Origin of the sequence: Porphyrobacter sp. GA68 (assembly GCF_022605525.1) — a bacterium.
Lineage (GTDB): Bacteria > Pseudomonadota > Alphaproteobacteria > Sphingomonadales > Sphingomonadaceae > Qipengyuania_B.
In genome coordinates, this window is the sequence record NZ_JAKQYJ010000001.1 from 596,317 (window position 1) to 608,270 (window position 11,954).

The following is an 11,954-nucleotide window of genomic DNA, read 5'->3' on the forward strand; positions in this document are numbered from 1 at the left end:
ACGCCCGCTATGGCGCCCGGTGCGGGCCAGCACTGCTCCCGGCTGCCCGTTCAGCGTCGACCCTATCCTTGAACACCGTCCACGTCGTCTCATTCGGGCGAGTGTCGTCGAGTGGTGGAGGTGCGGTATATTCAGGATAGTTCGCGGCGATCTCACGCTTCAGCACATCGGGAAGGTCGGCAAACCCGCCGGGCAATTTGCTGCCCATCGCGTTGAACACCATCTGCCCTTGGCGGCCGCGCATCTTCATCCACGGCATCCAGTCGGACAGCCGGACCCAAGCGACACTGGGATAGGCGGTGGACTTGCTCGCGTCGAGCGCTTCGGCCGCGTTCATCGTGAAGTCGAAGATCTCCATCGCGTGATACTTGTTGCCCACATAGTCCTGGTAATCTCCGCCCAGCGGGTTGGTGTAAAACAGCGGTACTTCGAACGGCATGAACAGCCATTGGCCCTCCCGTCTGAGAGACGGCACGGCGAAGGGGACGCCATCCGCATTACGCTCGAAGCTGGGTCGTTGGTTTACCGGGTCGTTGGCAATGTGCAGCACTTCAACCGTTTCCCCGGTCCAAGGGTTGTTCCACCGACGCACCACCTCGCCCGTCGCCGGATCGAGGAAGAGCATGATTTCGCGGCTCACCATGCGCCACCCCTGCCCCCGCTGCGGATCCGTTACGCTGGTGCATTGCCGGATGTTCATTCCTTCGCCGCGGAACAGGAGGCGATCAGGTTCCCCCTGAACGCGGGAATAGACATTGCCGCTCCAGTGATAGACCGCGGCTTGGCCGTCCGCTTCGCCGCACTGGGCCCGCTTGGCGATCTCCAGCACGTCGGCGGGATTGGCGAGATCAAGCGTCCGGGCGGCCACCGGAGCGCCGATAAACAGGGGCAGGGTGGCCAATGCGCAGATCAGGGCCGTGGAACTTCTCATGGCTTTCTCCCGTCAGATATGACGCCGGAGCATCATTCGGCTTGACAATAAAGTTGTCCGGACAAATTGTGAAGCGCTACTTGTCCCGGCAAGCTTCAGGAGCGTACTGAACCCGTGTTTTCCTGCAACAGCGTCCTGTTTGTCCCCGGCTCGCGGCCAGATCGTTTCGTCAAGGCGCGTGGTTGCGGAGCGGGTCTGACGATCATCGATCTGGAGGACGCGGTCGGGTCCGCTGACAAGGAGGAAGCGCGGTGCGCCGCGTTCCGCGAAGCGGCGAGCGACCCTGTCCGTCTCGCCATCCGCATTAACGCGGTGACCACCCGCGCTGGTATCGCGGACCTGCATTACCTGGCGGATGCCCAGGCGTTGCCCCAGTATCTTATGTTGCCCATGGTCGAGTCAGCGGCGGAGCTGGCGGTCGTGCGCGGCGCATTAGGGACATGCTGTCCACCGCTCCTGCCGCTGGTGGAAACCCCGCGCGGGCTGCGTCATCTGTTGGATATTGCACGCAATGATGCGGTGGCGGCGGTGATGCTCGGGGGGGCTGATTTTTCTGCGGAACTCGGCGTGGAGCTTGCGTGGGAGTCAATGCTGGGAACCCGTCACCAGTTTGTTCTCGCCTGTGCGGAAGCGGGCAAGCCGGCCATCGACGCGCCGTTTGTTGCCCTCGACGACGACGAGGCGCTGGCGGAAGAATGCCGCCGTGCGCGAGCCATAGGCTTTTCGGCCAAGGCGGCAATCCATCCGCGACAGGTGCCGATCATGGAAAAGGCGTTCCGCCCCACTGTCGCCGAACAGGAGGAAGCGGCGGAGGCGATCAGGGTGTACGAGGAAGCTGGCGGCAAGGCGATCCGCCACCGGGGGCGGATGCTGGAAGCTCCGCTCGTCAAGCGGTATCAGGCTATTCGAGCGAAGGGGGAGCGGAGCCATGCGTGAAGCGGTCAGGGAAGTTGCGCCGGGACGCTTTCGCGAAGTGTTCGGCCGCGCATTCGAGGATTTCGAGCCGGGCCATGTTTACGAACACCGCCCGGGGCGCACCATCACCGATGCCGACAATGTGTGGTTCACTCTCCTGACCATGAACACCCATCCGGCACATTTCGATTACGAGTACGCAAAGAAGACAGAGTTCGGTAAACCGCTGGTTGTCAGCCCGCTGACCATCGCCTTGATGACCGGGATGAGCGTGTCGGATACCAGCGCCAAGGCCGTCGCGAACCTTGGCTGGGACGAAGTGCGCATGGTTCACCCGCTGTATGTCGGGGATACACTCTATTGCGAAAGCGAAGTGCTGACCAAGCGGGAAAGCAAGAGCCGCCCCGATCAAGGCATTGTCACCTTCAAGACGGTCGCCCGCAATCAGGATGGCGTCATCGTCAGCCATTACAAGCGCACCATTCTGGTGTGGAAGCGGGGTTGCGGCCCCGTGGATGATTAAGGAACTGATATGGCCACCGCTTACAAAGTTGATGAACCTTTGCGCACGATCGATCCTGCCGAGGAGCAGGCGTTCATGGACACGATCAATCGGTGGCTTGAACGGGATGTGATACCTGTCGTCCGGCATCACGACCACCACGACGAGTGGCCGGAAAAGCTGGTGGCGCAGATGTGCGAAATGGGGCTGTTCGGCGCGACCATCGGACAGCGGTACGGCGGCCTCGGATTGCCGGCGACCACTTATGCCAACATCGTCGCGCGCATCTCATCCTACTGGATGGCGATCACCGGCATTTTCAATTCGCACCTCATCATGGCCGCAGCGATCGAGCGGTTCGGCACCACGGCGCAGAAGGAGCAATGGCTGCCGCGCCTGGCCACGGGAGAAATCCGCGGCGGCCTGGCACTGACGGAACCCAATGCAGGCACCGACCTTCAGGCCATCCGCACGGTTGCCCGGCGCGAGGGCGACGATTACATCCTCAACGGCACCAAGACCTGGATTTCGAACGCGATCCACGGCGACTGCTTCGCCCTGCTCGCCAAGACTGACCCTACGGCCGAGCCGCGCTACAAAGGGATGAGCCTGTTCATCGCCGACAAGCGCGAGGGCGCGGGACTCACCACCGGAAAGAAGTTCGACAAGCTGGGCTACAAGGCGATCGACAGCGCGGAATTGATCATGGAGGATTACCGCGTCCCCGCCAACCAGTTGATCGGCGGGACAGAGGGGCAGGGTTTTTTCCAGGCCACCGGCGGGCTGGAACTGGGCCGCATCAACGTCGCGGCGCGCGGGGTGGGTCTTGCGGAAGGGGCGCTTCGCCTCGCCGCGGAGTACGCGCAGACCCGCGAAACAATGGGCAAGCCGATCGCGCAGCATCAGGCAATTCAGCTCAAGATCGGAGACATGGCAACCCGCGCACGGGCGGCTCGCCTGCTGACCATGGACGCCGCTCAGGCCTATGACAAGGGCGAGCGGTGCGACATGGAAGCGGGCATGGCCAAGTACTTCGCCAGCGAAGCAGCGGTGGAAAACAGCCAGGAGGCGATGCGGGTGTTCGGCGGCTATTCCTATTCCAAGGAATACGACATCGAACGCTTCTATCGCGACAGCATGCTGATGTGCATCGGCGAAGGCACCAACGAGATGCAGCGCATCATTATCGCCCGCCAGCACCTCAAAGCCAATCCGGCTTGACAGGTTTGGACCGGCCGCTCCCCCTCGCAGGCTTTCGCATCCTTTCGGCGGAGCAGTACGGCGCCGGCCCCTACGGCACCATGCACCTCGCGCAGCTGGGCGCCGAGGTCATCAAGATTGAACCGCCGCGTGTGAACGGCGGCGGCGGAGACACGGCGCGGGCCGTGGGGCCGCATTTCCTGCGCGATGACGAAAGCCTCTACTTCAGTGCATTCAATCTCAATAAGCGCTCCCTGACGCTCGACCTGCGGGCCGCTGAAGGACAGGCGATCTTCCGGCAGCTGGCGGCAACCGCGCACGCCGTCGCGAACAACAAGCGCGGCGATCTGCCCGCCACGCTGGGGCTTACGTATGCCGCGCTGCAGGACATCAATCCGGCGATCGTGTGCGCCCATTTATCGGCTTATGGCCGCGACAATGCCCGTGCCCGATGGCCCGGGTACGATTACCTCATGCAGGCGGAGGCAGGTTATCTGGCCCTGACCGGCGAACCGGGCGGTGAGCCGCAGCGCATGGGACTGTCGATTGTCGACTTCATGACCGGCACGCTGATGTCGGTTGGCCTGCTTTCCGCCCTGATCGACGCGCAGCGGACTGGCAGGGGCTGCGACGTGGACACCGACCTCCTGTCAGCGGCGGTGCACCAGTTGAGCTACCCGGCAGTGTGGTACATGAACGAAGGCGACGAGACGCAGCGGACGCCCCGTTCTGCCCACCCGACCGCCACTCCCAGCCAGCTGGTCAAGGCGCAGGACGGATGGCTGTTCATCATGTGCCAGCTACCCAAGTTCTGGAACGTGCTGACAAAGCGAATAGAGCGGCCCGATCTGGCCCGCGACCCGCGCTTTGCCAGCAACGCCGACCGGCTGGCGCATCGGCAGGAACTGACGGAGTTGCTGGACGCGCATTTCGGCCGCAAACCGGTTGCGCACTGGCTGGACCTGCTCGCCGGGCATGTCCCGGTCGCCCCCGTAAACCGGCTCGGGCAGGCGCTGGAAAACGAATGGCTGGAGGCGACCGGAATGCATACCTCGGTCGATCATCCCGACCGTTCCGGCCTTCAGGTGCTCGCCAGCCCCATCCGAGTCGATGGCGAACGCCTGCCGAACCGTGCCGCCCCGCTGCTTGGTGCGGACACCGACGCGCTGCTGGCGGAGCTGGGCTATGCACCGCAAGAGATTGCCCGGCTGCGGCAGGAAGGCGTGGTCTGAGCCGTGGGGAAGCTGGCGGGCATCACCGTGATCGACCTGACGCAGTTTCTGCCCGGCCCCATGATGACCGTGATGCTTGCGGATCAGGGTGCGTGCGTCATCAAGGTTGAGCCGCCTGGAGGCGACCCCGCGCGCGCCGCCGAGCCGTTTGCGACAAGACATTCCGTGTGGTTCGCCAACCTCAATCGCGGTAAGCACAGCGTCTGCCTTGACCTCAAGAGCGACGCGGGCAAGGCGCGTCTGCGGGAACTGCTGATCGGAGCTGACGTAGTCGTGGAAGGGTTTCGGCCCGGCGTAATGAGCCGGCTGGGCTTTGATTACGACGCGGTCCGCGCCATTCGATCGGACATCGTTTATTGCTCCATCACAGCCTTTGGGCAGGAAGGCGCGCTGTCGCATCATCCCGCGCACGACCTCGCGGTCCAGGCTCTGGCCGGCTTTCTCTCCGTCAACGACGCGGCCAGCGGTGATCCGGTGGTACCCGGTGTGCCGAGCGCCGATTTGGCAGCCGGGTTGACCGCGCTATCGGCGGTGCTGATGGCGCTGCTGGCGCGGGAACGGACAGGTGAGGGCGCATACATCGACTGCGCCATGTTCGACAGCCTGCTCCCATGGTCCGCGCATATCGCGGGTGAAGCGCTGCTCGGCGGCAAGGCGCCTCGATCGGCGACACAGCGGTCGCTGGGGGGATCGGCGATGTACCAGGTCTATCGCACGGCCGACGGGCACCACATCGCCCTTGGCGGACGCGAGTTGAAGTTCGCCCGCAATGTGCTGGAGGGGTTAGGCCGGCCCGACCTGATCGAACAGGCGGAACTGCCGGCAGGCGAACAGGAAAGCTTGACCAGCTTTCTACGCGAAACATTCGCCGCCCGCACCCGCGCCGCATGGATCGAGTGGTTCGAGGGGCGGGACATCGCGTTTGCCCCGGTACTGGATTTCGCGGAAGCGCTGGCACAGCCGCACATCACCGATCGTGGTCTGCTGGTTGAGAGCAGCGACGGACCGATGATCGTTCCACCGATCCGCTTTGTCGGAGAGGAGTGGCATCCGGGCGAAGTGCCGGAGCTGGGCGCGTGAACCGTCTAGCTGTCGAGATCGATGTGCATGGAATAGGCGAAGCTGTCGCCGGGGTGATGGCTGACGGAAATCTCGAACAGCTTGCCTTGCCGGTCGCAATAGCAGCGGATGATTCGCAACACCGGGTCGCGAGTGGTGATATCCAGTGCGGCCGCGATGGTCCGATCGGCCCGGGCTGCCTGGATATCTTGCGTCACCCGTCCGATTGTCGTGCCGGTGATCCTCTCCAACTGGCTGAACAGCGTGCCGCCCTGAAGGTCGAATTGGGTAGTGACCTGGCCCAGCCGTTCATGGAAGAACGCCTCCGTCACCGCGATCGGGGGGCCGCCATTGGGCGGTCGGCGGATGCCGCGAAGACTGTGCCAGACACCCGCGGTGTTGCCCTCGACCTGCTCGGAAAACTCGCGCGGCAAGGGGCCGGAACGTCCCAGGCCGTAAACGATGCGGCTGTCGCGTGCGTATTGCAGCAGCTCGCCCACGTTCGACAGCGGCTGGTGCAGCGCTCCACCCAGTGCCGCCGCCGGTTGAACCCGCGTGCCCGACCCGCGCCGACGTTCGATCAGGCCCTCGGCCTGCAATCGGCGCAGCGCCTCACGCACGGTAAAGCGGCTGACCCCGTACCTTTGGCACAGTTCGCTTTCGGTGGGGAAATCGCCCGAGGCGGCGTATTCGCCCGCCATGATCGCATCACGCAGGTCGCCGGCCATCCGCAGATAACGCGGGGCTTTTGCAACCGTGGTATTGGCGTCGGCCAAGTCGTTCTCCGGACGGGCAGAGCGGCATGAGCGAGCCGCTGATGGATCAGTTGGCGAACAGGCTAGCGCGCCCGGTCGGCGAAAGCGAGCGAAAGCGGGCAAGGCTGCACCTGCTGGACTGGCTCGCCTGCGTAGCGGGAGCGCGGAAAAGCGCAATGTGGGGCACAGGGGGCTTGCTGCGGCTGGGCACTGGCGGCGCGGCGTTGGTCGGAAACATGCTGGAGATGGACGATGTTCACCGCACCGCGTTGCTTCACCCTGGCCCGGTGATCTGGCCTGCAGTGCTGGACCAGCCGCTGGACAGCATGGAGCAGGCGCTTGACGCTGGGGTGCGCGGGTACGAAGCAATGATTGCGGTTGGCGCCGCTCTGGACGCGCATCATTACGCGCACTGGCATCCCACTGCCACGACCGGTGGTGTCGGAGCCGCCGCCGCGGTGGCAAGCGTGTGGGGCTTGGACGCAGAGCGCACGGGTTGGGCAATGGCAAATGCCGCGTCCGTGGCAGGTGGCCTGTGGCACCTGCGGCATACCGACGCGCTAACCAAACAATGGCACGTGTATCACGCAGTCGCCACCGGAGTGGATGCAGCCTTTGCAGCGATGAACGGTATCAGTGGACCCGGAGCAATCCTTGAAGGGGAGCAGGGGCTGTTCGCCGCCATGACTCGCGCACCGCGATTGCTCGGCGGATCAACCGAAGGCTGGGCGATCCATGAGGTCAGCTTAAAGCCATGGGCAGCATGCCGGCACGCCCATCCAGCCATCGACGCAGCCATGACATTGCGCGCTGAGGGCAATCTGACGCCGCCTTTTCGCCTGCAAACCTACGCCGATGCCATTCGGTTCTGCGACCGGTCCCAGCCGTGCACTCCCGCGGAGGCGCGGTTCTCGCTGCAGCATGCCGTGGCGGTGGTGGCGGACGGCCGCTCGGCCGCGCCAGCCGACTTCGAGGAGGAGGCGATCGCCGCCCTTGCCCCGTTGCGCCACGAGGTGAGTGTGACGCATGATCCCGCGATCACAGCCCGCTATCCGGGGCATTTCGGTGCCCGTTTGAACGGTCTGGAACTGGTGGACACGCTCGGCGACCCGGAACGGCCGATGACGCGGTCGCAGTTGCTGGCCAAGGTGCACACGCTGTTCGCATGGAGCGGGCTTTCGCGGGACGAGGCGGACCGGATCGCCTGTATCACGCTCGACAGCGACGACGTGCAAGCTGTCGACACGTGGATCATGGACCGTACAACATGACCGCCACCGCCGACCTCCTCCATTTCGCCGCGGCGGACCACCGCCTGCCCGACCCTGTGCGCGCCGATGCCGTTCGGCTGCTAGGCGACACGCTGGCGGTCGGCATGGCCGGCGTAGGCGCACCCGGCGAATGGGCCGTGAGCGAAGTGGCGTGCGGCTGCGGCCATGCGAAAGAAGCGCGGCTCCTCGGCTCGGCAGAGCGGCTGCCCGCCGCTTCCGCCGCTTTCGTCAACGGCTTCCGTATTCACTGCCTCGAATGGGACGCGGTCCACGAAGGCGCGGTGGTCCACGCGTTGAGCGTGGTGACGGCGGCGCTGGGCGCGGCGATCGACAGGCGCGGCGGATGCGATGCGGACGAGGCGCTGTGCGCGCTCTCCGTCGGGGTGGATGTCGCCGTCGGCCTGGGCCTGGCTGCAACGGGCGCCATGCGCTTCTTCCGCCCGGCAACGGCGGGGGTAGTCGGCGCGACGCTGGCAGTAGCCCGGCTGGACGAAGCGCCGCTGGAGGCCGCACTTGGCCTTGCCTGCGCCAGCGCGGCCGGCACGATGCAGGCCCATCTGGAAGGGTCGGAAACACTCCCGTTCCAGATCGGCAACGCCGCCCGCGCAGCGGTAATGGCGAGCGATCTCGCGCTGGCGGGGCTGGGTGCACCGGCTGACCCGCTGGAAGGGCCGTTTGGGTATTTTTCGCTGATCGAGAAAGGTGATCTGGCATCCTACACCCGCCATCTGGGCAACGTGTGGCGCATCAGCGATGTGAGCGTGAAACCCTTTCCCTGCGGCCGTGCCAGCCACGCGTCGCTGGCAGCCCTTCAGCACTTCTCGCTGGATGCACGGGGTGATGTGGAGCAGATCGAAGTCGCAGCGCCGGCACTCGTGCGGCGCCTCGTTGATCGGCCTTACCGCGCCGACATGAACCCCGCCTATGCCCGGCTGTGCCTGCCCTGGCTGGCGGCGCTGATGCTGACCCACGGGCGCATCGACCCTCGTAGGTTTACCTCGCGTGACTTCGCAGACCCGCATCTTGCCGCGGTGGCTGGCAAGGTCGTCATGGTGCCGGACGGGAACGAAGATCCCAACGCCCTCGCGCCGCAGACGCTCGCGATCCGTTGGCGCGGCGGCACGCGGGAAGAGCAGCGCACCACCGCCATCCTCGGCAGCCCGGCCGCGCCGCTTTCGACAGAACAGACGGCCGGAAAATACGACCTCATCCGCGAACTTGCCTCCAAAGATGCAGACCAGCGGATACTGGCCGACCCGCTGGCATATTGGACCGATCCGTCATGACCCAACCCAGCTATTTCGAAGCTTTCGATCACCGCCAGCTGGTGCAGGATTATCCGCTGGGGGATGCGTTCCTCGCCCGCTACCGGAACATGAGCCGGGACGAGCTCTATTCCTTGCAGGACGCACAGTTCCGACAGCTGATGCGGCGCGGCTGGGAGATACCATTCTACCAGCGCTTGTGGGGTGCGGAGGGGATCGAGCCGGGCGATATCGGCGGCCTGTGTGACATCGGCAGGCTGCCCGTTTATGACAAGGCGGACCTTATGGCTTCTGTCGAGGCGCACCCTCCCCTCGGCGATTTCGCCGGACGCGGCGATGGGCCGGTCGTGTTTCACACCACCAGCGGGACTACCGGGGGGCCGCAACCGCTGCTGTTCGGACCGAAGGGGCGGGAGATCGGCAACCTGCTGCTAGGACGGATGTATCGCTGGATCGGTCTTGGCCAAGATGACGTGGTGCAATCCGTCTATGGCCATGGCATGATCAACGGAGGGCACTACATCCGCGAGGCGGTCACGCGTTGGACCAACGCGCTGTTTCTGTCCGCCGGGACCGGCATCGAGACGCGGAGCGCGCAACAGGTGCGGCTGATGGCGGATTTCGGCGTTACCGCGCTGGTCGGATTTGTGGACTACATCCGCAAGCTGGCTGCGGTGGCGCAGGAGGAAGGCTTGCTGGATGAAATCGCAATTCGCACCATCGTCGGCCATCTGGGCACCGAAGATCGCCGCGCGACCGAAGACGCTTGGCATGGTGCCAACGCCTATGACTGGTACGGCGTCGGCGACACCGGCACCATTGCCGGCGAAGGGCCGGAACGCGATGGCCTGTATGTCTGGGAAGATGCGCAGTATCTTGAGCTGCTGGATGTGGATGCCGGCAGGTCGGTAGCGTCCGGCGGCACGGGCGACATGGTCGTCACCTGCCTGTACAAGGACGATGTCGCGCCCTGCATCCGGTTCAACACTCACGACATCACGCATGAACTGGATGGCCGGGGTGAAATCGCCTTCAAGCGCATAGCCGGGTTCAAGGGGCGTAGCGACAACATGGTCAAGCTGCGCGGGATCAACGTCTTTCCCCACGCGATTGGCGCGTTGATCGAAAGTCAGGTCGACTTGACCGGAGAATACGTGTGCCATCTGCGGCGCGACACGGCCGGCAGGGATGCCATGACCGTGACTCTGGAAAGCCGGAGCCACAGCGACCCGGCGGAACTGGCGGCGTTGCTGCGTCAAGGGCTGGGAGTGGAGGTGGAGATCGCCCTGTGCGGCCCCGGCGGCACTGCTCCGTTCACCGAAATCGACCGACGGCAGAAACCGCTCAGGCTGATTGACGAACGTCCCGCATGAGCGACCTCAACGCCTTTCTTCACCGGGTAGTCGCCGCTCCCGCACTAAGCGGGCCGCTCGCCGGCGTGAGTGTGGGGGTAAAAGCGAATATCGCGGTTGCCGGCTGGCCGTTCCATGCCGGCATTGGCGCGTGGGCCAACCGGGTCGCGGCCGAGGATGCCGAGGTAATCCGCCGCCTGCGTGATGCCGGTGCGGCAATCTGCGGGGTTCTCAACATGGAGGAGGCGGCGCTGGGCGCCAAGACCGACAACCCCCACTTCGGCCCCACGCACAACCCACACCGATATGGTTACTCGCCTGGGGGCTCATCAGGCGGCAGCGGCGCGGCGGTCGCGGCGGGCGAGTGCGACGCGGCGCTAGGCACCGACACGCTGGGGTCGGTTCGCATACCGGCGGCGCATTGCGGCGTTTACGGCTTCAAGCCTGCCACCGATCGGGTGAGCCCGGATGGCCTCGAACCCGCCCACCCCGCCTTTGACGCAATCGGCCCACTGGCGCGCGACCTCGATTTGCTGGAGCGTATCGCCAGGGTGATCAGCCGGTTTGGCGACGGTGCATCGACAGGCGAAGGCGCGGTACTGGTGGGACACGCGGTGGAACTGGATTCGGTGGTCAACCAGGCTTGCGACGCAGCGGTCACCGCCCTGCCAGCCGCTCCGGCCAAAGAGGTGCTGGACTATCCGGCCGGTCGTATCCGCTATGCCGCCTTCATGGAGGTGTCGCGCTTCCTAGCCGATCATCTACGCGGGGTCGCGGTTTCGGACCAGCTTTCCCGTCTCCTCGCCCATGGCCCGCAACGCCCACTTGGCAAGCAGGCAGAAGACCGCGGAATTCTGGTTCGCACGCGCGAACAGGTGCGCCATATTGTCGCAGAGCGTGGGTTCCTGTTGCTGCCGACGGTTCCCAATCCGCCGTTCCCCCATGACCGACCGGAACCGGCCGCGCAGGCGGATTTCACCTGCCTAGCCAACATCGCCGGGCTGCCCGCCCTAGCCCTGCCCGCTGGGTGGACCGCCGAAGGGCTGCCGGTGGGGGTGCAGATCGTCGGGAGGGAAGGCCATGAACAAGGGCTGTTTGCCCTCGCCCGCCAGCTGGACGGCAGGTTGCGCGCATACCGGCCCCCAAACGCAGGAGAAAGCCCATGAGGATCATCGTGCTGTTCAATCTGAAGAACGGTGTCAGCGTCGCCGAGTACGAGGAATGGGCAAGAACCCGCGACATTCCGGGGGTGCGTGCCCTCGCCTCCGTCAGCGAGTTCACCGTGCACCGGGCAACGGGCATGTTCGGTGACGAGGCAGCCGCGCCGCCGTTCCAGTACTTCGAGGTGATCGACGTTGCCGACATGGAGGGGTTCGTCGCCGACATCTCCACGCCGCAGTTCCAAGAAGCGGCCGCCCCGTTCCAGCGTTATGCCGACAACCCGCAGTTCGTGCTGACAGAGGATCTGTAAC

Annotated in this window: 12 protein-coding genes; 10 read left to right on the forward strand and 2 right to left on the reverse strand. The window is 65.0% G+C overall.

What is annotated here, in order from left to right; translation table 11 throughout:
- Positions 1-7: 7 nt before the first annotated feature.
- On the reverse strand, positions 8-931 hold the full coding sequence (locus tag LHJ54_RS02905; RefSeq protein WP_228242444.1) for a DUF1838 family protein: 924 nt from the start codon (positions 929-931) through the stop codon (positions 8-10).
- 114 nt (positions 932-1,045) lie between these two features.
- Here LHJ54_RS02905 and LHJ54_RS02910 point away from each other — a divergent pair, with 114 nt between their 5' ends.
- The 5 genes from LHJ54_RS02910 to LHJ54_RS02930 are packed head-to-tail and all read left to right on the forward strand — an operon-like array spanning position 1,046 to position 5,860.
- Positions 1,046-1,867, forward strand: coding sequence for a CoA ester lyase (locus tag LHJ54_RS02910; protein WP_228242445.1), 822 nt, complete (start codon positions 1,046-1,048; stop codon positions 1,865-1,867).
- Positions 1,860-2,369, forward strand: a complete 510-nt coding sequence (locus LHJ54_RS02915; RefSeq protein ID WP_228242446.1) for a MaoC family dehydratase — start codon at positions 1,860-1,862, stop codon at positions 2,367-2,369. Before LHJ54_RS02910 ends, LHJ54_RS02915 begins: the two co-directional genes overlap by 8 nt.
- Positions 2,370-2,378: 9 nt before the next feature.
- Complete coding sequence (locus tag LHJ54_RS02920) at positions 2,379-3,569, forward strand: acyl-CoA dehydrogenase family protein (RefSeq protein ID WP_228242447.1); 1,191 nt, start codon at positions 2,379-2,381, stop codon at positions 3,567-3,569.
- A 5-nt stretch (positions 3,570-3,574) separates the two neighbouring features.
- Complete coding sequence (locus LHJ54_RS02925; protein WP_228242448.1) at positions 3,575-4,780, forward strand: CaiB/BaiF CoA-transferase family protein; 1,206 nt, start codon at positions 3,575-3,577, stop codon at positions 4,778-4,780.
- 3 nt (positions 4,781-4,783) lie between these two features.
- The gene (locus LHJ54_RS02930) at positions 4,784-5,860 is read left to right on the forward strand and encodes a CaiB/BaiF CoA-transferase family protein (protein ID WP_228242449.1); all 1,077 of its coding nucleotides are present in this window, start codon (positions 4,784-4,786) and stop codon (positions 5,858-5,860) included.
- A gap of 5 nt (positions 5,861-5,865) precedes the next feature.
- On the opposite strand, the gene LHJ54_RS02935 is transcribed toward LHJ54_RS02930, so the two are convergent.
- On the reverse strand, positions 5,866-6,615 hold the full coding sequence (locus tag LHJ54_RS02935; protein ID WP_228242450.1) for a GntR family transcriptional regulator: 750 nt from the start codon (positions 6,613-6,615) through the stop codon (positions 5,866-5,868).
- Between the two features lie 26 nt (positions 6,616-6,641).
- Between LHJ54_RS02935 and LHJ54_RS02940 the strand changes: the two genes are divergently transcribed.
- From LHJ54_RS02940 to LHJ54_RS02960, 5 genes are read left to right on the forward strand one after another with little or no spacing between them, the layout of a single operon-like run.
- Positions 6,642-7,865, forward strand: a complete 1,224-nt coding sequence (locus tag LHJ54_RS02940) for an MmgE/PrpD family protein (protein ID WP_228242451.1) — start codon at positions 6,642-6,644, stop codon at positions 7,863-7,865.
- Positions 7,862-9,151, forward strand: coding sequence for an MmgE/PrpD family protein (locus LHJ54_RS02945; RefSeq protein ID WP_228242452.1), 1,290 nt, complete (start codon positions 7,862-7,864; stop codon positions 9,149-9,151). Before LHJ54_RS02940 ends, LHJ54_RS02945 begins: the two co-directional genes overlap by 4 nt.
- Entirely contained in the window at positions 9,148-10,503 is a 1,356-nt protein-coding gene (locus LHJ54_RS02950) for a phenylacetate--CoA ligase family protein (RefSeq protein WP_228242453.1), read from the forward strand. The genes LHJ54_RS02945 and LHJ54_RS02950 overlap by 4 nt, the downstream gene beginning before the upstream one ends.
- Positions 10,500-11,648: an amidase gene (locus tag LHJ54_RS02955; protein ID WP_228242454.1), complete on the forward strand. Its 1,149-nt coding sequence runs from the start codon at positions 10,500-10,502 to the stop codon at positions 11,646-11,648. Before LHJ54_RS02950 ends, LHJ54_RS02955 begins: the two co-directional genes overlap by 4 nt.
- Positions 11,645-11,953, forward strand: a complete 309-nt coding sequence (locus tag LHJ54_RS02960; protein ID WP_228242455.1) for an REDY-like protein HapK — start codon at positions 11,645-11,647, stop codon at positions 11,951-11,953. The genes LHJ54_RS02955 and LHJ54_RS02960 overlap by 4 nt, the downstream gene beginning before the upstream one ends.
- Position 11,954: the final 1 nt, after the last annotated feature.